The sequence below is a fragment of the Paenibacillus sp. J23TS9 genome, assembly GCF_018403225.1.
Taxonomy (GTDB): Bacteria; Bacillota; Bacilli; order Paenibacillales; family Paenibacillaceae; genus Paenibacillus_AQ.
The window spans coordinates 127,773-149,490 of sequence record NZ_BOSG01000004.1 but is presented as its reverse complement, the minus strand read 5'-3'; the positions used below and the strand labels follow the sequence as shown (position 1 = coordinate 149,490).

The following is a 21,718-nucleotide window of genomic DNA, read 5'->3' as shown; positions in this document are numbered from 1 at the left end:
GAGAGTGAGGGCTACACATGGCTTTAGCGAAATCATTGGCAGCGTTTAATTTATTGAAATGGATTGAGGATAATCAGGAGTATTTGAAGCCTCCCGTTAACAACAAGGTTATTTGGGAAGATTCCGAGTTTATAGCCATGGTACTTGGAGGACCTAACCGCCGCAGAGACTTTCATGTGGACCCTTCAGATGAATTCTTCTATCAGGTTAAAGGCTCATGTTATGTGGAATGCATCACGGAAGAAGGAGAACGTAAGGTGGTGGCTGTAAACGAGGGCGAAGTCTTCATGCTGCCAGCTATGGTACCGCATTCACCACACCGTGTGGCAGACACATTCGGGATCGTGATTGAGCGCAAACGTGATCTGGGAGAACTGGAGGATTTCGTCTGGTTCTGTGATCACTGTAATAAGGAAATGCATCGTGTACGAGTTCAGTTGACTGATATCGAAACTCAGGTAAAGGGAGCTATACTCAGTTTTAATTCAGACCCTGAGGTGCGGACATGTAAATCTTGTGGTCATGTAATGCCCGAAGAGGTAAAGGAATGGAAACCTGAATAAGAAGGTGGGTACATGGATAATCAAGCGATAAATAGATCGGAAGCACTGAGTACGCCTGAAGCACAAATGATAAGTTTAGGTATTGAACTGGGGCAAGTAAGGCCGTTGGTCGGTAACTATGTGACCTGTGTCCGAACGGGAAACCTATTGTTCACAGCAGGTCAGGGTGTAGACGAATATCACGGCAAATTAGGCCGGGATTTAAGCGTTGAAGAAGGCTATCAGGCCGCCCGGCAGTCTATGATCAATCTGCTCAAGGTTGTAAAAGCAGAGCTTGGGGAACTCGGTAAGGTGAAGCGCATCGTCAAGATCCTTGGTTTTGTAAATAGCACGGAAGACTTCACACAGCAGCCGAAGGTGATGAATGGAGCGTCAGATCTGTTGGTAGCCGTATTTGGGGATAAAGGGAAACATGGACGATCTGCGGTTGGTATGGCTCAACTGCCGAACAACACAGCCATTGAAATTGAGATGATTCTCGAATTTGAAGACTAGGAGGGCTGCAGGTGAATCCAGAGATGACAACGAGCCCTATGGACGTGAAAGATGCGAAGCTGTTTATTGGGGGTGAATTCGTAGATTCGGTCTCGCAAGCGACGTTTGACACGATGAATCCCGCAACAAACAAGAAGCTGGCTTCCGTTGCGATGGCTAATGAAGCAGATACGATAAGGGCGATCGAGGTAGCGCAGCGTACATTTAATAGCGGCGTCTGGAGCAACATGACTGTAGAAAAGAGGGCGGAGATTCTATGCCGTATGAGCCATCTCATCATGCTTCGTCTAGATGAAATAGCTGTGCTCGAAACACTTGATGTCGGTAAGCCGATTAAAGAAAGCCGGGGATTTGATATTCCAAGGGCAGCGTCAAACATGCGCTTCTTTGCTGAGATGGCACTCTACCATCATGCCGAGAGCTATGAGAAACAAGGGATGATGTCCTATACGAAATACGCTCCAGCAGGCGTGACCAGCATCATTATTCCATGGAACCTTCCCTTTATGCAGATGACATGGAAAGTATCAGCGGCTTTGGCTGCAGGAAATACAGTGGTTGTGAAGCCTGCATCATATACACCGCTAAGTGCGTTCGTCCTTGGGGAAATCGCTAACGAAGCGGGGCTGCCACCAGGTGTTCTCAACATTATTGCGGGACCCGGAAACAGTGTAGGCACCGTGATGGCATCCCATCCGTATGTGCGCCGTATTTCGTTTGTGGGTGAATCGGGGACGGGTAAGACGGTGATGCGGAATGCCTCTGAATCTCTGATTCCGGTGTCGCTGGAGCTGGGCGGCAAATCTGCCAACATTATTTTTGAAGATGCAGATTTGGATGAAGCCCTTCAAGGATCGATTGATGCGATTTATCGTAATCAAGGGCAAATCTGCTTGGCAGGCTCGCGGATGCTGATTCATGAAAGCGTATACGAGGAATTTTTGGGGAAATTGATTACGGCTGTGAATCAGATTAAAGTAGGCCTTCCGCTTGATGATGAGACAGAGATGGGAGCGCTCGTATCCAAATCGCATTTGGAATCCGTTCACAGCTATGTGGACATTGGTCTTGCTGAAGGTGCGAAACTTGGCTGCGGTGGTGAGAGAGTAAAGGGGCTTGGGGAAGGTAACTTCTATAAGCCAACCGTTCTCTATGATGTCGATAATCAGATGCGAGTGGCACAGGAAGAAATTTTTGGTCCTGTACTCGTGGTGATTCCTTTTAAAACAGAAGAGGAAGCCATCCGCATAGCTAACGATTCGATTTACGGGCTTGCAGGTGTTGTGTGGACCAATGATCTACGGAGAGCACACCGAGTGGCTGCACAAGTGAATTCCGGACTGTTCTGGATTAATTGTTGGTATTTCCGCGACTTACGCACACCATTTGGTGGATCCAAAGCTAGTGGAATTGGTCGTGAGGGCGGCCGTCACAGCTTCGATTTCTATACAGAAGCTAAATCGATCACGATGAAGTTATAAAAGATGGTGGTGACGCTCCCGTCACCATCTCATTTACTTTTAGTAGAAAAGAGGCCGATTCATCATGGATTCAATCAGAAATAAGCTTGCATTCGAGTTAATGGCTGCGGAATCATCGCAGGTTGCGATACTACCGTTAACGGAGCGCTACCCGGATCTGACAGTGACGGATGCGTATCACATTCAATTGCAGGTCGTACAAGAAAGACTCGAGGCTGGACGTCATATTATTGGCAAGAAAGTTGGTCTGACGAGTAAAGCCATGCAAACGATGTTAAATGTGAATGAACCTGATTATGGACATTTACTCGATGACATGGAGGTTGCAGATCAGAGTGTTGTTCATGTGAGTAATATGATATCCCCGCGAATTGAAGCGGAAATCGGATTTATTTTGGAACGGGATATTAGCGGACCGGATGTGACTTTTCTTGATGTGCTGCTTGCAACGAAATATGTTGTTCCGACATTGGAAATTATTGATAGCCGCATTGCAGATTGGAAAATTAAACTTGTTGATACTGTAGCGGATAATGGCTCGTCTGCCCGAGTTGTTGTTGGACAACAAAAAACACCGATTGATCATATCGATCTACGGGCGCTCGGAATGGTCCTTCTAAAGAATGGCGAACTCATCGCTACTGGCGCGGGAGCAGCTGCGCTTGGACATCCCGCTCATGCGATTGCCTGGCTTGCGAATAAGCTCAGCGACTTTAATATTACGCTAAAGGCAGGTGAGATTATACTGCCTGGTGCTTTATCCGGAGCAGTCAATGTGTACAAGGGTGATTATATTGAGGCGCGGTTCGGGCAGCTTGGTAATGTATCTGTCGCTTTTGAATAGGAGGAGAATCCACGATGGGGAAGATGAAGGCGGCTATTATCGGGTCCGGTAACATTGGAACAGATTTAATGTATAAGCTCGAACGCAGCGAATGGCTACAGATGACGGCTATGGTAGGGATCGATCCCGGCTCGGAAGGCCTGGAACGTGCTCGGCAGCGCGGTTACGTAATATTTTCAAATGGAATTCAAGGACTTGAGGAACATCCGGATTTAGCGGACATTGTATTTGACGCGACATCAGCTAAAGCACATCTGAAGCATAATGAAGTGCTGCAGAAGATGGGGAAAATGGTCATTGACCTAACTCCGGCTGCGGTTGGACCTTTTCTATCCCCGGCGGTTAATATGGGGCAGCATATGAACGCAAGAAATGTAAACATGATTACCTGCGGAGGACAAGCGACCATTCCCATAGTTCATGCGGTCAATGAGATTGCAAATGTGAGCTACGCCGAAATTGTGGCTACGATTTCAAGTAAGAGTGCAGGACCAGGGACCCGTGCAAATATTGATGAGTTTACCATAACGACACGTAGGGGAATCGAAGAGGTAGGCGGGGCAGAACGCGGCAAAGCGTTGATCGTCCTGAATCCTGCTGATCCACCGTTTATGATGCGAGATACCGTCTATTGTGAAGTGGAGCATATGAATGAAACTCTTATTCATGAAGCTATACATGCGATGGTCAAACGAGTTCAAGATTATGTACCGGGATACCGGCTGAAGCAGGAGCCTTTATTCGATGGAAATCGGGTCACGGTATTTCTGGAGGTGGAAGGTGCGGGAGATTATTTCGAGCCATACGCCGGTAATCTCGATATTATGACAGCAGCGGCCGTTCGGGTGGGGGAAGATATTGCAAAAGAACTGCTTATGGAACTTGAGGGAAAAGGGAAGCGGGGGGTGGATTATTCATGATTCGGAAAAGTGATAAAACCCTTCAAATTACAGAAGTATCGTTACGTGATGGGAGTCATGCGGTTGCCCATCAATTCACAGAATCACAGATTCGCAGTGCAGTACATGCACTTGACGAGGCGGGTGTACACAATATTGAGGTCAGCCACGGTGATGGTTTGGGTGGGTCTACCTTACAATATGGGAGATCCCTCGTGGATGAAATGAAGCTCATTGAAGCTGCGGTTGAGGAGAGTAAGCAGGCCCGCATTGCCGTTCTGTTGCTGCCGGGAATCGGAACAGTGCATGAACTGAAGCAGGCGCATGCTTTGGGCGCCCGTCTGGTTCGTGTGGCTACCCACGTGACGGAAGCTGATGTATCCGCGCAGCATCTGTACATGGCCAGAGAACTTGGGATGGAAGCGATCGGATTCTTAATGATGTCGCATTCCGCCCCTGTTGAAAAGCTGGTGGAACAGGCTAAACTTATGGAGAGTTATGGAGCTGAGGCAGTTTACGTGACAGATTCGGCAGGCGCTCTGCTTCCGCATCAGGTGAAGGAACGGATTAAGGCACTGCATGAATCGTTGTCGATCGAGATTGGTTTCCATGCGCATAACAACCTATCGCTAGCGGTTGCAAATACGCTTGTGGCGATTGAGGAGGGCGCTACTCGTATTGATGGGAGTGTGCGTTGTCTTGGAGCGGGTGCAGGTAACACGCAGACAGAGGTTCTAGTTGCTGTCCTGCAAAAGATGGGTCTCGATATTGGCATTGACCTCTATCGAATGATGGACTTGGCGGAACATGTTATCGGGCCGATGCTACAGCGCCCGCAGGAAATTCTGACAGGCAGCCTCGTTATGGGTTACGCGGGTGTATATTCGAGCTTCCTATTGCATGCACAGCGTGCTGGTAAGCGATTTGGCATTGACTCCCGAGACATTCTAATTGAGCTTGGACGCAGAGGAATCATTGGTGGGCAAGAAGATATGATTCTAGATGTCGCGGCAGAACTTGCACATACCAACAAAAACGAGGTGCTCTAAATAATGGCTATAACACAGGCGATGCAGCAGGATATTGTTAATTACCTACTCGATGCTGAGCAAGAACGTAAAGAGGTATTGAAGTTGACGGAGAATTATCCGGAACTTTCGTTGAACACGGCATATGATGTGCAGACGCTCCTCATTCGGCGCAAGATTGAAGCCGGGACCCGGTCCATTGGATATAAGCTTGGGCTGACGAGCAAGGCGAAGCAGGAAATGATGGGAGTTTACGAAGCGATCTATGGTGTACTGACCCGTGATATGTTAGCACTGGAATGGGAACCGATGGATCATAAGCAGTTCATTCATCCAAAGGCAGAGCCTGAAATTGCCTTTTTTATAGGAGAGGATTTACAAGGCACGGATATTACGGGCGAAGATGTTCTTAGGGCTACGCAGTATGTAGCAGCTGCCATTGAAGTGATTGATAGTCGCTATCTGGATTTTAAATTTACACTCCCTGATGTTGTAGCTGATAATTGTTCATCAGCTAAGTTCGTTATTGGAAGCAAGATGGTCCCCGTTCGCGATGTGGAGTTACCCGAACTTGGTGTGGTCATGACCAAGAATAGTCAGGTCGTAACGACCGGATCGGGTGCTGCTGTCTTAGGAGATCCTGCTGTCTCTGTGGCTTGGGCAGTTAATAAGCTAGGTGAACGCGGACTAGGACTTCGCAGGGGAGATGTTGTGCTGAGCGGAGCCATCACCGAGGCTATTGCCTTCAAACCCGGAGATACCATTCAAGCCCAATTCGCTCATCTTGGAAGTGTAACGTTAAGTTGTGTGTGACCTGTTAACGAAGCTCCCCTTATATTGCTGCATGCAAATTGGATGCGCAGTATAAGGGGTTTTGTGCTTTTAAGACAGCAGGTAAACACAGGAAAGCACTCTTATCCCGATTCTGTAGAATAAGAGTGCTTTGCAATGTGCTAGCGATCCATTAGGCTACAACACCACGCTGAGTATCGAAGGCTTCGTATTGTTTCTCTACAATGATAAGCTTAAGTATTTGTACCGTTTTCCACACATCTTCATATGTCGTGTAGAGAGCAACAGGCGCTAGACGAACTACGTTAGGAGAGCGATAGTCTGGGATGACTTGGTTTTGCTTCAGCGCTTTACAAATTCGAATAGCCTCATCATGCTCCAAGCTGATATGACCTCCACGGCGGGCATCGTCCATCGGATTCGCAATGGTATAACCGAGACCTTGGAGCTCGTGATTAATCAAATCAATCATGTACCGGCTGATATGCAGAGATTTTTGACGAATCTGTTCAATGGTCGTCATCTCGAAAATTTCCAATGAACCGATCAATGGAGCGATGCTGAAAATATGCGGCGTTCCAATTTGATAAGCACCTGCGGTCTGTTCAACAGTCAAGCTGTGCTCCATATCAAACTGTTTATCCTTGTTAGAACTGTACCAGCCCGTAAGGCCAGGAATACGCCCAAAATGCTTCTTGTTAACATAAAGAGAGGCTACGCCGCCAGGTCCACCATTTACATACTTATAGTTGCACCATAACGCGAAGTCAACCTCCCAATCGCTTAAATAATGGGGAATGGAACCAACGGAATGACAGCCATCGAATCCAATTAAAATGCCACGGGCATGTGCTTCGGTTGTTAGCCGTTGCATATCCAGCAATTGACCGCTGCGGTATAACACGGTTGGAAGCAGGATTAGAGCGACTTCATCAGACATGGCTGCGATAATATCATCTTCTTCGATCATACGTCCATCCCGGCTTGTGACACGAATCAGATGCTGATCAGGATCGAAGCCTTTTAGACGAAGCTGGCTTTGCAAAGCATAAATATCTGTAGGGAAATCGAGCTCTGTCGCCATAATTTTCGTGCGTTTACCTTGGGGTTGATAGAATGTCGAGACTAACTGATGAATGTTACTTGACGTAGAACCGGTAATAATAACTTCTTCCGGATCAGCGCCGACCAGCGCGGCCATTTGTTTGGAAAGAGTTTCAGGCAGATAGAACCAAGGGCGCTCGCCTTGAGTCCAGCCATCAATATGATGTGTTTTCCAAGATTCGAGCAGTTCCAGCATCGTTCTTTCAGCACGTTTTGAGATTAAGCCTAGAGAATTTCCATCCAGGTAAATCATGTCTTCACGGACATAAAACTCATCCCGCAACGGTGCTAATTCATCCAAAGCATCCAGTTGTTTGGCGAAAGCAAGCGAAAAGTTATTTGTAATCGCTTTCAATAATGTCACCTCTTCTAGGGAAAATGAAAACTTATGATGTGTACACTATAATATAATTATGACACGGTGTCAATATTATTTGAATAGTGCTCAATTCAGCTTGAGAGTCAGGTAAATAAAGGAGATTCCCATTATCTAAAAGAGCTATCGAAAGATTAGTTGCATCAAAAGAAGGAATATTTAGAAACAAATACAATAATATGGATTATATTATTTACAATATGATTTAATGGATGGAATGAGATAAGACATCTAGGCAAGGAGAAACAAAGTTTATGATTAAAGGATAAGAGTTATATAGCGAATCATTCAAAGTAGTGGTGTACGTCAAATAAAATCTATAAAATTCAAAAAAACAGGAGAACGAAAAATGAATTCTTTACAACAGGCTGGCGAAAAGTTAATAGAAGCAAATCTTATTTTAAATGAACTTGATTTACTGAATTTATGGAGTGCCGTTGGGGAACCGGTGTTAGTCGGAGCAGCAGCCTATAACTTGATTTTTAACCGTGATATTGATATGGAGATCTATTGTGATCAACCGGAGGTTGCTTCCGGATTTCGAGTTCTCGAGAGCTGTGTAAAGAATCCTAAAGTCATTGGAGCAAGATATTCGAACCATCTAGATGGAGAAGATCAGGGAATATATTTTCAGTTGAGATACAAATACGAGAACGATTTAATTTGGAAGATTGATATGTGGCTGTTAGCGCATGATCATCCGGGCCCGTGTGCAAAAGATCTCGTGGAACCATTGAATCGGGTATTAACGGATGAATCCAGAGAATCCATTCTTACGATTAAAAATCAGATCGCATGGAATGCAGAGAGTATTGCCTCTATTCGAATTTACGAGGCTGTTATTGACTACAACATACAAACATATAAAGAGTTCATGGAATGGCATTCGAAGTATGCGCCCAAAGGGCTTACAAGTTGGAAACCAAAAGCGGAATGAAAGAAGTTGTTGAGGGTGATTGTGGGGGGGATGTAAATGTACGGAGTCGTGCTTCATTTTGAACAAGAAATTGAACTTATGATTAAAAAAATTTGGGGAGAGTTAAGCGAACTCTCTATATCTAATTATGCTGAAGAAGTAATAGACAGAAAACCACACATCACTTTGGCTGGTTATCAGAATATGAACATCGATGATTTTATATATTCATTTGATAGGCTATTTGACATGCAGTCAAAGTTTCACCTTGAATTCAACGTCTTAGGGACATTTATCCATTCAGGGACATTATTTTTGACACCGACACCTGCAAGAGAGCTTCTGGATATTCACGCAAAGCTCCACAAAGAGCTTGGCAAATATCCAACGGATTCTGATCTTTATTTACCGGGCCAATGGATTCCACATTGCACGATAGCTAATCGGTTAAGTCAAGATAAATTATTAGAGGCATTCAATTACTGCACTAATAATATGGAAATGATCACAGCGTTGGTAAATGAAGTATCGATCATAAAAGCAGAATATCAGAACAATAAATGTATAAGTGCTCCAGCTATTTATACGAAGATACTCAAGTGATTGATGAACTGGTATCGCAGCAAATGAACGATCGAAGGTTTATATGTGAATTCGCGAAACGGTATTGGAAATTCGCTAAAGGATGTGAGAATAGCATATGAAGCAAGAAATAGAAGCCGTATTTATAGACCGCGATGGAACAATAGGTGGGAATGGACATTTTATTCATCCTAATCATTTTGAGCTTTTTCCGAATGCACAATTGGCTATTGATTTGAACATTCCTACATATGCCCGCATGGAATAAATGATAATTGTACTTGTAGAAAACCCAAAGCAGGAATGCTGATAAGAGCCGCTAAAGAGTTTCAGCTGAATTTATCCAACTGTGCAGTGATTGGTGATGTAGGGGATACGGATATGTTAGCCGCGCATCAGGTGGGTGCCAAAAAGATACTTGTAAAAACAGGATGGGGAGAAGAATCTTTAGGCCAATTTCGAGATCAATGGAAAGAAACAGAACCGGATTTTATTGCGAGTGACATTTTAGAAGCGGCTCATTGGTTAGTAACTCAATCACGGCTATAATGAATGAAATAGAATACCTGATGATGAGAAAAGGAGGTATTGATCTATGTACGAATTAAAAACTAAAGAAACAGACCATAGTGTCATTGAGTTTATTGAAAATGTGGATAGTCCTAAGAAACGTGAAGACGCATACAAATTATTGGATATTTTCACGGAAACGACGGGCTATGATGCGAAGATGTGGGGACCAAGTATTATTGGATTCGGTGCATATCATTATAAATATGAATCTGGTCACGAAGGCGATGCACCACTGGTGGGCTTTTCACCTCGCAAAGCGAAAATCAGTTTGTATTTTGCAGTAGGTGATGACACAAACCGAGAATATGTATTGAAGGATTTTGGAAAACACACAACAGGAAAAGCATGTGTATATATCAACAAAGTAGCAGACATTGATATTGAAGTATTAAAGGCATTAATCAACCAATCTGTAGCGTTCTTGAAAGAAAAATATCCGGATCATTAATCCATGTCCATCGAGTATTAAGTAATATGCCAATGAAAGCGGGAGGAAGCAAATGAAAAACCATGAAGATCTCATTAGAAACTCCTGGAATCAATGGTCTGATATCTGGTATGTAGGATAGCCTGTGCAATTGGAAATCGAACCCTCTGGCAGCTCTTCCTCAATGGTTATCGATATATGCAACTAAATAAGACAGACAAATGAAAGTACATAAAAACAAAGGATGATTAGGAGAGATTATGGACATCAATCTTATTCCAGTAACCCAGACAGAAAGAAAACTATTGTCGAATTTGTATCAATTATATCATTACGACTTTAGCGAATATACCGATCAAGATATCCAATCAGACGGGAAGTATGAAGGAGACATTGATTAGGAAGATTGCCCAGATGCAAGCGAATACCCCGGCCATATCCTTTTGGAGAAAAGTGATAAAGAATTATACCAAGGATCATTATACAGAAATATTTAGAGAAGACAGACAAAAATATATTCAAGCATTCAGTAATAAATAATAAGTCCTTACCGAAGGTGGAGATGATGTGAAACCACAGATTAATCTAGAGGGTATTGTTGATCTTTTCAAAAAAGAGTTATCGGAATCCCTCACAGGAATATATCTTCATGGATCATTGGCTTTGGGAGGCTTTAATCCAGGCCATAGTGATATCGATTTGTTAGTCATCGTTAAGGAAAAGCATGAGGTGGACACCTATAAAAGAATTGCATCCCAGCTTATTTTGATTGAAGAAGAGCTGGAAATCATAAAGGGCATTGAATTGAGCGTGGTGTTGGAATCGTATGCGGATGAATTTGTTTATCCCACTCCGTTTGAATTTCACTTCTCTGCATTTCATAGAGAAAAATATAAAGCAGATACGAGTTACTTTTGTGGAGGATTCGAGGATCCAGATATCGCAGCTCATTTTACTCTCATCTATGATCGCGGAGTTGTCCTTTACGGCAAACCGATCAGGGATGTCTTCAAGCCAATAGATAAACAGTATTTTATACATTCCATTATGTCGGATATCGAAGGTACGCTTGAAGGAATAGCTGACAATCCCGAGTACTACGTATTGAATTTATCCAGGACCCTTCGTTATATGAAGGAATCCGTTATCTCTTCAAAGAGAGAAGGCGGTGATTGGGCCTTAAAGGTAGTGCCTGATCAATATGTTGATGTCATTAAGCAATGCCTTGCTAAATATAATGGTGAGATGGAATACATAGAATTGAACAACCATATCCTTTTCGATTTTGCACATTATATGTTAGATGAAATTGCGAACAGCAGGCAAATCAAATAATCCATTGGGGGAAAGCAAATGTTGGATATGGACAAAATCTATCTCATTACCGATATACCTGGGTATTCGCCTCAAATTAGCCGCCTGCTGTCGATGATGAATTACGCACGGTTTACAACCCTTCAAGCCCTAAACAGTTTATCTGTAGATCAATTGGATTTTCTAATGGATCCTGAGAGTAATTCAATTGGTGCATTGTTACTCCATTTTGCCGCAGTTGAGTATGTATACCAAGTTTATACTTTTGAAAAAAGAGAATTAAGTGAAGAGGAAGTATCAAGATGGGGAGCGGCCTTAAATCTTGGCGAAGAAGGGCGAGTTGGGATTCGGGGAAATGATTTGGACTTTTATTTGAATAACTTAAATGAAGTCAGAAATCGGACATTTGAATTATCTAAAACGGTGAATGATGATTGGTTAGAACAAGAAGAAGAGTTCTGGAATGAAAAACAGGCCAATCATTATTTCATGTGGTTTCATGTCTTTGAAGATGAAATCAATCACAGAGGCCAGATCAGAATAATCAAGAAGAGACTTACAGCGTGAAAATCAAGAAGGGATTCATGCTGCCGGCATTCATTTGTTTGCTGAGTTCACCCTTGATTTTCGCAGCCATGTATATAGATTATTTTTATAAATATGCCGCTTTTTATTTTGTAGTCATTGTATTCCCGGTGATATTCATCAGAAAATCCAAGCATTTATTCATGCTTGTTCTCTTGTCTTGTATCGTATCCAGCGTACTGGTTCATGTTTACATGCCTCCGGATACGGCCCCTTTTTTTGTACCCTTTGATAATATTTTGGAGGTTCTGGTCATTCTGGAAGCATTTTTTTTCGGAATCGCACAGGCATTTCTGCTATTTCTAATCAATATTCTTATTAAAATAATAAAATCTGCACGCTCTGGGAAGGGCATGTAAAGGAAAGTTCTATGCCGGACTAAAAGGCTGTGTTCATCATCGGGTATTTATCATAGCTCATGATGGAACTATCCATAGCTACAGACAGCTGTTAGGTAAGCATGGGTTATCCAGAGCAGATTTTCCAGGAGAAGCCGGGTATTTTGCTTCTACATACATCCGATAAAGTGAGGGGATACGATTGGAGAAGAACTCTAGCCTGAATTTTTATAATGAGCTTTCGGAAACGTACCATCTGATTTTTCACGACTGGTACCGAGCGATTCATTGGCAAGGTGATTTTTTTAATGATTTCATTCGCTCCCAATATCAACATAAAGGTGATGGCTTGATCAAGCTTTTGGATGCTTCTTGTGGTATAGGAACGCAGTCGCTGGGTTTGGCGCAGCATAAGTTTACCATAACGGCTACGGATCTTAGCGCTAAGTCGGTTGAACGGGCAGTGCGGGAGGCTGAAAAAGCAGGAGTTCATATCGAGTTTGGTACTGCAGATTTTCGAAGTCTTGAACAAGACGTTCCTGGGCAGTTTGAGGTTGTTTTATCGGCTGACAATGCAATCCCCCATTTGCTTACAGATGAAGATTTAAAAGCGGCATGCCGCAATCTATATTCCAAGGTTCTAGACAACGGCCTGCTGATCATTTCCATGAGGGATTATGATAACGAAATCAAAGATAAGCAGCGCGCGACTTCTCCGCGAGTCATGGACAAAGGCAAACGTATTTCTTTTCAAGTCTGGGATTGGATGGGGGACGATAACTTCTATATAACCCATCAATTTATTATGCAGGAGATCGATGGAGTGTGGCAGACCGAAGTAAACAGTACATCCTATAGAGCATTATTGAGGCATGAATTAAGTGCGTTTTTAAGCGACGCTGGTTTTACAGATATCAGGTGGCATATGCCTTCGGAATCCGGTTATTATCAGCCTATCGTTACCGCCAAGAAAATAGAATTCAAATAGTATGAGCGCCATTTTTCAATACAGGATCATACACCTTACAAAATGCAAAAATAAGACAACCGTTTATCATTGTTTTTAATAGAAGGCTTCTTATAATTTATCTATGGTTTGAAAATCATAACCCGCATTCCATGCGGGTTATCTGCATTTCAACGATGTGATGAAGAGAGGGGCTGTTCTATTGGGGAGAAAGGATACTCCATTATTTTATCGCTATTTGCTCTCGTATGTTGTACTTCTGCTGATTCCGATTCTTCTAATCGGTCTACTCAATTATCAAAAGTTTGTTGGCATTCTACAAGAGGAAATTACCCTTGGACATCGGCATGTTCTTGAACAGGCCAGAAGCACGTTTGAAGGTAAAATCAGCGAAATGAATAAAATTGCGATTGAAGTTTCCTCCAAACCCGAGCTGTCTCCATACAAACTCAACAAATCCATGTCTTATGCACTCGATGCGAAGGATGCTCTCCGTTATACGGCTGCCAATCAGTTTATTCATAATGTCGTGCTTTATTTAAAGGACAATCAATACATGTTCTCCTCGAATACGACGTACCCGGTTTCCATATTTGCCAAGACCATTTATCAGTACGAAAATTGGCCTTCCGATCAATTTCTTTTCGACATCCGTAATCTGAAAAAACCTCAACTAAGGCCTGCTGAACCCATCTATTCAAAAGAACTGAACACGGACCACGTAATAACCTATATGGTGCCCATCCCCTATAACAGCTCAACTCCTTCCGGTGTCTTAATATTCATTGTGGAAGAGGAGTCTGTGAAAAAGCTGCTTGAAGGCACGCTGGAAGAAAGGAATGGAAATTCCCTGATTCTGAATAGCGACGGGGAAATCGTAGCTGCGCTGCATCATGAAGCATATCTGGAAAGCCCAGAATTCAGACAAGCGATCAAGTCCGCAACAAGCGGCATGACGATCACGGCAATCAACAATGAAAATTACGCCATTTCTACGCTTAAAGTGCAGAATGATGGTTGGACTTACGTGACGATGCTCCCTGAAAGCGACTTTTTGAATAAAACGAGTCTGGTGAAGACGCAGTTTTTCTTCTCTATTTTGATTTTGCTGCTTATTGGCAGCGTGCTAATCTTCTTGCTCATGCGACTGAACTATAGGCCGATTGATCAACTGCTGGCTTTTATAAACAAACAATGGGGGGGAGCTGCCCGCACGCTTCATGATGCACATGGAATGATCGGCCGCTTAGCGGAAGACCATCAGGAGCTGAAAATTAAATTCCACAATAACAAAGCGGCGGCACGTAACCATTTGCTTCTCAGCTTGCTGAGAGGAAGGATTTTCGATAAGAATATTTTTCAGGCAGATGGAAACGACGTTGGAGTAGCTTTTACCAACTCCCTTTATTTTGTGGTCATGTTGGAAATAACGGTTGAATCTCCGTCTGCTGGAATGGACGAGCAGGAGATTCCTGGCCTAGAGGTCGTTTTCCGAGCTTATTTCGAGAGCTATCATGTGGATACGATGGATGAAGCAAAAAGCACCTTCATCTGCGCGGTCACGGAAGAAGAAAAAGATCATTGGCACCGGCTTTTGCTTAACTTACATGGTAAGCTGATCGAGTCTTACGGAAACAAAGTGACCATGGGGGTAGGGGGAATTTATGGTGATATCAGCCTAGTGGGGAAATCGTATATTGAGGCCTCTACCTCCATGGATTACAAGTTGATCAGAGGTTACAACACACTGATAACATATGGGGAAATCACAGCAGAGAATTTTTCGGCTAATTGGTATCCCAAAGAGGAAATGGAACAGCTGATGTTATATATGCAGCAAGGGGACTCAACGAAGGTCGAGGATATTTTGCAGAGCTTGCAGAGCTATATGCAGCAGAATCCCATTCCTTTGCATATCGCCCGCTGCATTTGCTACGACGTTGTTGGCTGCATGATCAAAACGCATTTTAGACTCAATCCCTACAAGCATGAGGAACCCTATCCTGATGTATTCAGCCTGGCTAAATTTGATACGATGCAGGATTTGGTATCACTGGTCCGCCATATCTGCTTGTTGGTTCAAGAATCGAAGGACCCTCTTCAGGGAGTCTCTGAGGTTTGGATTTCTCATATTCAAGAGCATTATGCGGAGCATGAATTTTCCGTTCAGCGTATGGCAGATCATTTTTCCGTATCGCGTTCTTATTTGAATTCCTCATTTAAAAAGTATACCGGTCAAACCATTGTAGACTTTCTGGACTATTACCGAATGGAAAAGGCTAAAGATTTACTGGTCAGCAGTGATTTCCCTTTAAAAGATATTGTACAGATGATTGGTTACTACGATGTATCCAGCTTCATTCGAAAGTTTAAGCAACGGTTCCGGATTACACCTGGTGAATTTCGTAAACTGTATGTGCAGGACAAGGATGAACTTGAGTTCTAATGCCGTATACCATCCCTGTAAAAGATGAAGGTAAGCGCTAAAAAACCTTGGTGTATCAAGGTTTTTTTGGTTTGAATTCAATTCACCAATCGGTTGTTGCTTTCGCATATTTACCTGATTCCAACACATGGATAAAGTTGAATTGTTCCAATGCTTATCAAACGGGAAAAGGAGGGTATGGATTGAAACTAGCTCAACAAGGAAAGCTGCAAGCGAGGCCAAGTTTGCAAACCTCAAAATGGAAGCGGATACAAAAATCGTATGAGCTATATCTTTTTCTGCTGCCGACCATTGCCTACTTTCTTATTTTTCATTATGGACCCCTTTACGGCCTGCAGATCGCTTTTAAGAATTACATTGCTGTCAAAGGAATATGGGGAAGTCCCTGGGCAGGACTCGAGCATTTTGAACGGTTTTTTAATTCACCGCAGTTTTTGATTGTTTTGAAAAACACCTTGCTCCTCAACCTGTACGAATTGGCGGTGTCGTTTCCCATCCCGATTATTATGGCGCTCCTGCTGAATCAGATCAACAATGTCCGCTTCAAGAAATTGATCCAGACGGTTACCTATGCGCCGCATTTTATTTCGGGTGTCATCATCGTGGGCATGTTATTTGTGTTCCTGTCCCCAAGGAATGGGCTGATCAACGAGCTGATTGTTTTTTTCGGCGGGAATCCAGTCTATTATATGGCCCGCCCGGAATGGTTCAAGACGATTTTCGTTTTCTCCGGCCTTTGGCAAAATGCAGGCTGGTCCATGATTATTTATCTCGCAGCACTGACGAATGTCAGTCCGGATCTGCATGAGGCAGCCACCGTAGACGGCGCCAATAAATATCAACGGATCTGGCATATCGATTTGCCCTCCATTATGCCAACCGTCATGATTCTGCTTATTTTGAATATCGGGAATTTCATGAACGTGGGCTTCGAAAAGGTATATCTGATGCAAAACGCCTTGAATATCGACGCTTCCGAAGTAATCCAAACTTATGTTTACAAATCCGGCCTGCTGAGTGCCCAATACAGCTACAGTGCAGCTGTCGGGTTGTTTAATGCGGGTATTAATTTCATTCTGCTTATTTCGGTTAACGAGCTGGCCAAGCGGCTTAAACAGAATAGTCTTTGGTAAGGGAGAGGAGATCCATTATGAGTATACATACTCGCAAAAGCGGGTTCGACCGTGTGTTCGATATCGCAAATTACACGTTGATGTCCTTGATCTTGCTGGCGATTATATATCCGCTTTACATCGTCGTCATCTCCTCATTCAGTGATCCGGACAGCGTGAACACCGGAAGCGTATGGTTGTTTCCCAAGGGCATTACCTTTGAGGGGTATCATCGGATATTCATGGAAGGGAATATATGGAACGGTTATAAAAACACCCTGATATATACGTTTCTCGGAACTTTATTGAGTGTTGTCTTAACCTTGCCGGGTGCTTATGCGCTATCCCGCTCTGAACTGATGGGACGTAACTTTTTTATGCTGATGATCGTCTTTACGATGTTTTTTGGCGGTGGGCTGATTCCCACTTACCTGTTAGTTAAAAATCTTGGAATGACCAATACCATCTGGTCCCAAATCGTTCCGGGCGCCTTAACGGCTTATAACATGATCATTACCCGTACCTTCTTTCAATCGAGTATCCCGAAAGAGCTGCAGGAATCTGCTGAAATCGATGGAAGCTCGATTACCCGCTTTTTTCTTAAAATCGTATTGCCTTTATCCATGCCGATCGTAGCCGTGATGGTGCTGTTTAACGCGGTCGCTCATTGGAACGCTTATTTCCAGGGTCTCATTTATTTGCGGGATGAGCGTCTATATCCTTTGCAGCTGGTATTACGTGAAATCTTAATTGTGAATGAGGCTCCGGCTGAATCGACTCTGGGTGCATCCGATGACGGAAGCATGCTTAGAATCGCAGAGATTATGAAGTATGGAACGATTATTGTTTCGAGCTTGCCGGTACTTGTGCTGTATCCTTTCTTGCAGCGGTATTTTGTAAAGGGAGTCATGATAGGGTCCATTAAAGGCTAATGAGTTCAAAAATAATCGGATAGATAAAGGGGATTATTGAGATGAATGTTAAAGGTATCCTTCGGCCTGCTCTGCTACTAGCAGTAACAATGGGGGTGATCCTCTCTGGCTGCAGCAAAACCTCTTCTTCTGATGAGCAAACGGCTCAACCGACGAGTAATTTCAATCTAACAGGTTATCCCATCGTAAAAGACAAACTTACGCTGAAATTTGTGATTAGTAAGGCGAACCAGCAAAAAAAGAACATGGATCAGCTGAAGGTCGTACAGGACATGGAGGCACAAACGAATATACACATTGATTGGGATGCTTCCGAGCAAGGCTATGAGGAGAAGAAGAATTTGATGTTTGCCAGCGGTGACCTGCCGGACGCCTTCTTCGGCGGCAGCAGTCTGACGGATGCGGATATACTCAAGTACGGCACGCAAGGATTATTGATTCCGCTTGAGAAGCTGATCGACCAATACGCACCCAACATCAAAAAGCTGCTGGAAGAAAACCCGGACATCAAGAAGGTGGTTACAGCTCCCGACGGACATATCTATTCGATTCCGAATGTAATAACAGAAGGTGCTAATGAACTGGGGGAAGTGTATTTCATCAACAAGACCTGGCTGGATAAGCTCGGACGATCCGTACCAACGACAACAGCGGAATTCGAACAGGTTCTGAAGGCATTCAAGGATCAAGACTTGAACGGTAACGGAAAAAAGGATGAGATTCCATTCAGCTTCTCCAACGGAAATACACTTAACGGCATCTTTGGACTGTTCGGGTCATTCGGGCTTCCGGACAACAGCTCGCATGTGATGGTTCAAGACGGCAAAGTGTCCTATACAGCCATTACACCCGAATTTAAGGAAACCATCAAATATTTGAATACCCTTTACAAAGAGGGCCTGATCGATCCCGAAGCCTACACCCAGGACCGTAATCTCTATTTCGCTAAAGGCCACAGTACAGGCGGTCCGATTCTGGGGGCATTCACGGGGTATAATGCTGAAAACGTGGTTGGGTCGGAGAATGCGAAAAACTATGTTCCGACGAAGCCGTTAAAAGGCCCGCAGGGTCAGCAGATTGTTAATATGTATGAAACCCTTGCCGTATCCAAAAGCGGATTTGCCCTTACTTCAGCTAATAAGCATTTAGAGGAATCGATGCGCTGGATCGATACGATCTATGAAGAGCGCCATTCCATTGAATGGGAGCTCGGCCCCGTAGGCGTTAATTTCAAGGAAACGAACGGAGATAAATATGACTTCCTCCCGACTCCGGAGGGAATGAGCTATGATGACTTCCGATGCTCGGAAAGTCCTTGCTACGGCGGAACCGTTGCTATTCTGGGGGATACGTACAAAAAAATTGAACTGTCGTCCAAAATAAAAACACGGTTGGAATATTTGGACATTTACCAGCCATTCATGAAGAAATTCACGCTGCCAGCTGGCATGTTCTTCACCGTGGAGGATTCGGACCGTTTGAACGTGCTGAGCACTGACATATCTACATTTGTGAAAAAGAAGCAGGCACAATGGGTCATTGATGGAAATATTGATGCGGAATGGGACGGATATCTGGCACAATTGAAGAAGAGTGGACTTGAGGAGTTCCTTCAAATCTATCAAAATACGTATGACCGCTTTCAGTCGATTAAATAAAGCTTAAGCCAGTTGCCGTAAAGATATCATGCACTTCGATTCATAAGAAGGAGCCCAGGTGTGAACCCGGGTTCCTTCTTTCTGTAAGCTGTTCATCAATTAGAAATTTCTCCATAATCGTGGAATAGGGCTTGAAAATGATAAAACAGATGTATAGTATTCGCTTCCTATATTATGTAATTATAGTAAACTGTGAGTATACCTGTGTAATATCGGTGAATTTATGAACTTGAATGAATGGAGGTTATATCATGCCCTGGCCAATGGTTCATTTTGCAATAGCAGAAAAAGTTTGTCTTTCCAATCCTTCACCTGGATTTCTGTTAGGCAGTATTTCACCAGATGCCATTCATGCGCGAGATCATGTAACCAGAATTGAAAAGGGTGCTACTCATCTGATGAGTGAAGGCCGTTTTCCAAGTCATGAAACGCTTAAAACGAATTGTGCTGCATACGTAGATAAGAACCCGGAAGCGGAATGGAAGGAATTTGTGCTGGGGTATTTTGCTCATATTTATGCGGATATCAGATGGACACATACGGTTTATGCTGATTTTGAAAAGGAATATTCAGGAGAACAGGGCGACATAAGGAACACTTACAATCTAGAAGTCAGCCAGGTTGAATTTAATCTATTACAATCTGAAGAATGGGCAGATCATGTAATTACCGGATTGCAGAAGGCATATGCCTATCCTATTGCCCCATTCGTGACACAGCAGGAAGTAAGCCAATACAGAGATATTAAGATAGCATGGCTTCAAGATGCACGGAATGGACCGGCAATCGAAACCCGTTATTTTAATGAAGATAGAGTAAAGACATTTATTGAAAATACATCGAATGAATTAACTGCTTTATTCTATGAATGGGGAATGGATGCCGAGAGGAGGCTTTCATAAATTGATAATGCATATCAGAAACATAAAACGAGAGCAGGCGAATGAATTCTGGAAGCTGCGGCTGGAAGCATTACAATCCAATCCGGAGGCCTTCGGTTCTTCCTATGAGGATTACGTGCACACGCCGATGAATGAAGTTATATTGAAAATTAACAATGAACCTGACAATTATATTTTAGGAGCATTCACTGAGAACAACGAGCTGATGGGGATCGCGGGGTTCCGGAGGGAACAGGGCATGAAAGTCCGGCATAAAGGAATGATCTGGGGAGTGTATGTGTCTCCTGAACACCGGGGAAAAGGAATCGCCAGAGACCTTATGCAGGAAATACTCAACAGAGGGACAGAAATCGAAGGTCTGCAGCAAATCCAGCTCTCGGTCGTCACGGCAAACCATGCAGCGGCAGAGCTGTATAAAAGATTGGGTTTTGTCACCTATGGAGTCGAGAAGGATGCATTAATCTATCAAGGACAAGGATTTGACGAAGAATTGATGACTTACTTTGTGAAGTGAAAGAGTTCATTACCCCCAATTTTATGCTGTTAATCTAACGTACAGAGGTGAAGTATGGATCAACAAGTTATCCAAACCGCAAAAGAATTATCCATTCAAGTCATACGGCAGGCTGGACAAATCGCCAAGGAAAAATTTGATGATATTGCCGATATACAAGCCAAAGACGAATTTGGAGATGTCGTAACCGAGGTGGATCACCTTGCTGAGGGAATCATCCTTGAGCAGATTCGGGCTGTTTTCCCGGATCATCAGATCCACAGCGAGGAAGCCGGGATCATTGGACCGGAAAATGATTGGCTGTGGCTGATCGATCCGCTCGATGGAACGAATAATTTTGCCATTGGGCTTCCGGTTTTTTCGGTATCCATAACGCTGATGTATAAAAAACACCCCGTTCTTGGCGTCGTTTATGAGCCATTAACAGACCGGCTGTTTGTCTCTGTGGCTGGTGAGGGAACGTATTGCAATGATAAGCCGGTTCATGTTAAAAGCAACCCCAACTTCCTCAGGGGGAACATTGGATGGATTCAAGGCCACAAAGTACAAAATGACCCGAAGGCGGTTCAACTGCGGCAGTTTATTGATATAAGATTTAAGCGAATGATGCGGCTGTGGGCGCCAACCTTGCAGTGGTGTATGCTCGCCAAGGGCGATCTGGATGGAATCGTCTTGTACAATTCGGAAGGAGATGATTTGTACTCCGGCATCTTGATGGTCAAGGAAGCTGGAGGAGTCGTCCTTGATTTTGATGGCAATCCATTTGACGGCATGAGCAACGAACCCTACATGATTGCATGCCATCCCGATCATCAAGAACAGATGCTGCAATTGGTGAGAGAAGGACTGAGTTTAAAGGCTGGAGGTTAG

General features: G+C 43.7%; 24 protein-coding genes. 23 read left to right on the top strand and 1 reads right to left on the bottom strand.

Going from position 1 to position 21,718, the window contains the following annotated elements:
• The first annotated feature begins 17 nt into the window (after positions 1–17).
• From KJS65_RS22205 to KJS65_RS22175, 7 genes are all read left to right on the top strand, one after another.
• Positions 18–563: a 3-hydroxyanthranilate 3,4-dioxygenase gene (locus tag KJS65_RS22205; protein WP_213652031.1), complete on the top strand. Its 546-nt coding sequence runs from the start codon at positions 18–20 to the stop codon at positions 561–563.
• A 66-nt stretch (positions 564–629) separates the two neighbouring features.
• The gene (locus KJS65_RS22200; protein ID WP_374706213.1) at positions 630–1,058 is read left to right on the top strand and encodes a RidA family protein; all 429 of its coding nucleotides are present in this window, start codon (positions 630–632) and stop codon (positions 1,056–1,058) included.
• 23 nt (positions 1,059–1,081) lie between these two features.
• Positions 1,082–2,539: an aldehyde dehydrogenase gene (locus tag KJS65_RS22195; protein WP_213652353.1), complete on the top strand. Its 1,458-nt coding sequence runs from the start codon at positions 1,082–1,084 to the stop codon at positions 2,537–2,539.
• 64 nt (positions 2,540–2,603) lie between these two features.
• Positions 2,604–3,383, top strand: coding sequence for a 2-keto-4-pentenoate hydratase (locus KJS65_RS22190; protein WP_213652029.1), 780 nt, complete (start codon positions 2,604–2,606; stop codon positions 3,381–3,383).
• A gap of 14 nt (positions 3,384–3,397) precedes the next feature.
• Positions 3,398–4,303, top strand: coding sequence for an acetaldehyde dehydrogenase (acetylating) (locus tag KJS65_RS22185; RefSeq protein ID WP_213652028.1), 906 nt, complete (start codon positions 3,398–3,400; stop codon positions 4,301–4,303).
• The gene (gene dmpG / locus KJS65_RS22180; RefSeq protein ID WP_213652027.1) at positions 4,300–5,331 is read left to right on the top strand and encodes a 4-hydroxy-2-oxovalerate aldolase; all 1,032 of its coding nucleotides are present in this window, start codon (positions 4,300–4,302) and stop codon (positions 5,329–5,331) included. Before KJS65_RS22185 ends, dmpG begins: the two co-directional genes overlap by 4 nt.
• Before the next feature lie 3 nt (positions 5,332–5,334).
• Positions 5,335–6,123 carry a 2-keto-4-pentenoate hydratase gene (locus KJS65_RS22175; protein ID WP_213652026.1) on the top strand — a complete coding sequence of 263 codons (789 nt, stop codon included), beginning with the start codon at positions 5,335–5,337 and terminating at the stop codon, positions 6,121–6,123.
• A gap of 151 nt (positions 6,124–6,274) precedes the next feature.
• On the opposite strand, the gene kynU is transcribed toward KJS65_RS22175, so the two are convergent.
• The gene (gene kynU, locus KJS65_RS22170; protein WP_244864722.1) at positions 6,275–7,561 is read right to left on the bottom strand and encodes a kynureninase; all 1,287 of its coding nucleotides are present in this window, start codon (positions 7,559–7,561) and stop codon (positions 6,275–6,277) included.
• Positions 7,562–7,931: 370 nt separating this feature from the next.
• On the opposite strand from kynU, the gene KJS65_RS22165 reads away from it, so the two are divergent.
• The 16 genes from KJS65_RS22165 (at position 7,932) to KJS65_RS22095 (ending at position 21,718) form a co-directional block, all read left to right on the top strand.
• Entirely contained in the window at positions 7,932–8,519 is a 588-nt protein-coding gene (locus KJS65_RS22165) for a hypothetical protein (protein ID WP_213652025.1), read from the top strand.
• A gap of 36 nt (positions 8,520–8,555) precedes the next feature.
• On the top strand, positions 8,556–9,101 hold the full coding sequence (locus KJS65_RS22160) for a 2'-5' RNA ligase family protein (protein ID WP_213652024.1): 546 nt from the start codon (positions 8,556–8,558) through the stop codon (positions 9,099–9,101).
• A gap of 97 nt (positions 9,102–9,198) precedes the next feature.
• On the top strand, positions 9,199–9,348 hold the full coding sequence (locus KJS65_RS30185; RefSeq protein ID WP_306432986.1) for a hypothetical protein: 150 nt from the start codon (positions 9,199–9,201) through the stop codon (positions 9,346–9,348).
• 35 nt (positions 9,349–9,383) lie between these two features.
• Positions 9,384–9,629, top strand: a complete 246-nt coding sequence (locus KJS65_RS30180) for an HAD hydrolase-like protein (RefSeq protein WP_306432985.1) — start codon at positions 9,384–9,386, stop codon at positions 9,627–9,629.
• Positions 9,630–9,675: 46 nt separating this feature from the next.
• The gene (locus KJS65_RS22150; protein WP_213652023.1) at positions 9,676–10,101 is read left to right on the top strand and encodes a DUF1801 domain-containing protein; all 426 of its coding nucleotides are present in this window, start codon (positions 9,676–9,678) and stop codon (positions 10,099–10,101) included.
• Positions 10,102–10,647: 546 nt separating this feature from the next.
• Positions 10,648–11,415: an aminoglycoside adenylyltransferase domain-containing protein gene (locus tag KJS65_RS22145; RefSeq protein WP_213652022.1), complete on the top strand. Its 768-nt coding sequence runs from the start codon at positions 10,648–10,650 to the stop codon at positions 11,413–11,415.
• 18 nt (positions 11,416–11,433) lie between these two features.
• Positions 11,434–11,961 (top strand): DinB family protein, encoded by a 528-nt coding sequence (locus KJS65_RS22140; RefSeq protein ID WP_213652021.1) that lies wholly within the window; start codon positions 11,434–11,436, stop codon positions 11,959–11,961.
• A complete protein-coding gene (locus KJS65_RS22135) occupies positions 11,958–12,338 on the top strand; it encodes a hypothetical protein (RefSeq protein WP_213652020.1) in 381 nt (126 codons plus the stop codon). The genes KJS65_RS22140 and KJS65_RS22135 overlap by 4 nt, the downstream gene beginning before the upstream one ends.
• Before the next feature lie 181 nt (positions 12,339–12,519).
• Positions 12,520–13,305, top strand: a complete 786-nt coding sequence (locus KJS65_RS22130; protein WP_213652019.1) for a class I SAM-dependent methyltransferase — start codon at positions 12,520–12,522, stop codon at positions 13,303–13,305.
• A 181-nt stretch (positions 13,306–13,486) separates the two neighbouring features.
• Entirely contained in the window at positions 13,487–15,730 is a 2,244-nt protein-coding gene (locus tag KJS65_RS22125; protein WP_213652018.1) for a helix-turn-helix domain-containing protein, read from the top strand.
• 182 nt (positions 15,731–15,912) lie between these two features.
• Positions 15,913–16,863: an ABC transporter permease gene (locus tag KJS65_RS22120; protein ID WP_213652017.1), complete on the top strand. Its 951-nt coding sequence runs from the start codon at positions 15,913–15,915 to the stop codon at positions 16,861–16,863.
• Between the two features lie 17 nt (positions 16,864–16,880).
• On the top strand, positions 16,881–17,774 hold the full coding sequence (locus KJS65_RS22115; protein WP_213652016.1) for a carbohydrate ABC transporter permease: 894 nt from the start codon (positions 16,881–16,883) through the stop codon (positions 17,772–17,774).
• 41 nt (positions 17,775–17,815) lie between these two features.
• On the top strand, positions 17,816–19,432 hold the full coding sequence (locus KJS65_RS22110) for a type 2 periplasmic-binding domain-containing protein (protein WP_213652015.1): 1,617 nt from the start codon (positions 17,816–17,818) through the stop codon (positions 19,430–19,432).
• Between the two features lie 251 nt (positions 19,433–19,683).
• On the top strand, positions 19,684–20,334 hold the full coding sequence (locus tag KJS65_RS22105) for a zinc dependent phospholipase C family protein (RefSeq protein WP_213652014.1): 651 nt from the start codon (positions 19,684–19,686) through the stop codon (positions 20,332–20,334).
• Between the two features lie 7 nt (positions 20,335–20,341).
• A complete protein-coding gene (locus KJS65_RS22100) occupies positions 20,342–20,848 on the top strand; it encodes a GNAT family N-acetyltransferase (RefSeq protein ID WP_306432992.1) in 507 nt (168 codons plus the stop codon).
• Between the two features lie 54 nt (positions 20,849–20,902).
• Positions 20,903–21,718 carry an inositol monophosphatase family protein gene (locus KJS65_RS22095; RefSeq protein ID WP_213652013.1) on the top strand — a complete coding sequence of 272 codons (816 nt, stop codon included), beginning with the start codon at positions 20,903–20,905 and terminating at the stop codon, positions 21,716–21,718.

What these genes read in the sequence shown, in the direction of transcription:
- KJS65_RS22205 (WP_213652031.1), top strand. Translation starts at nt 18, where the DNA reads ATGGCTTTAGCGAAATCATTGGCAGCGTTTAATTTATTGAAATGGATT.
- KJS65_RS22200 (WP_374706213.1), top strand. Translation starts at nt 630, where the DNA reads ATGATAAGTTTAGGTATTGAACTGGGGCAAGTAAGGCCGTTGGTCGGT.
- KJS65_RS22195 (WP_213652353.1), top strand. Translation starts at nt 1,082, where the DNA reads ATGACAACGAGCCCTATGGACGTGAAAGATGCGAAGCTGTTTATTGGG.
- KJS65_RS22190 (WP_213652029.1), top strand. Translation starts at nt 2,604, where the DNA reads ATGGATTCAATCAGAAATAAGCTTGCATTCGAGTTAATGGCTGCGGAA.
- KJS65_RS22185 (WP_213652028.1), top strand. Translation starts at nt 3,398, where the DNA reads ATGGGGAAGATGAAGGCGGCTATTATCGGGTCCGGTAACATTGGAACA.
- dmpG (WP_213652027.1), top strand. Translation starts at nt 4,300, where the DNA reads ATGATTCGGAAAAGTGATAAAACCCTTCAAATTACAGAAGTATCGTTA.
- KJS65_RS22175 (WP_213652026.1), top strand. Translation starts at nt 5,335, where the DNA reads ATGGCTATAACACAGGCGATGCAGCAGGATATTGTTAATTACCTACTC.
- KJS65_RS22165 (WP_213652025.1), top strand. Translation starts at nt 7,932, where the DNA reads ATGAATTCTTTACAACAGGCTGGCGAAAAGTTAATAGAAGCAAATCTT.
- KJS65_RS22160 (WP_213652024.1), top strand. Translation starts at nt 8,556, where the DNA reads ATGTACGGAGTCGTGCTTCATTTTGAACAAGAAATTGAACTTATGATT.
- KJS65_RS30185 (WP_306432986.1), top strand. Translation starts at nt 9,199, where the DNA reads ATGAAGCAAGAAATAGAAGCCGTATTTATAGACCGCGATGGAACAATA.
- KJS65_RS30180 (WP_306432985.1), top strand. Translation starts at nt 9,384, where the DNA reads ATGCTGATAAGAGCCGCTAAAGAGTTTCAGCTGAATTTATCCAACTGT.
- KJS65_RS22150 (WP_213652023.1), top strand. Translation starts at nt 9,676, where the DNA reads ATGTACGAATTAAAAACTAAAGAAACAGACCATAGTGTCATTGAGTTT.
- KJS65_RS22140 (WP_213652021.1), top strand. Translation starts at nt 11,434, where the DNA reads ATGTTGGATATGGACAAAATCTATCTCATTACCGATATACCTGGGTAT.
- KJS65_RS22115 (WP_213652016.1), top strand. Translation starts at nt 16,881, where the DNA reads ATGAGTATACATACTCGCAAAAGCGGGTTCGACCGTGTGTTCGATATC.
- KJS65_RS22110 (WP_213652015.1), top strand. Translation starts at nt 17,816, where the DNA reads ATGAATGTTAAAGGTATCCTTCGGCCTGCTCTGCTACTAGCAGTAACA.
- KJS65_RS22105 (WP_213652014.1), top strand. Translation starts at nt 19,684, where the DNA reads ATGCCCTGGCCAATGGTTCATTTTGCAATAGCAGAAAAAGTTTGTCTT.
- KJS65_RS22100 (WP_306432992.1), top strand. Translation starts at nt 20,342, where the DNA reads ATGCATATCAGAAACATAAAACGAGAGCAGGCGAATGAATTCTGGAAG.
- KJS65_RS22095 (WP_213652013.1), top strand. Translation starts at nt 20,903, where the DNA reads ATGGATCAACAAGTTATCCAAACCGCAAAAGAATTATCCATTCAAGTC.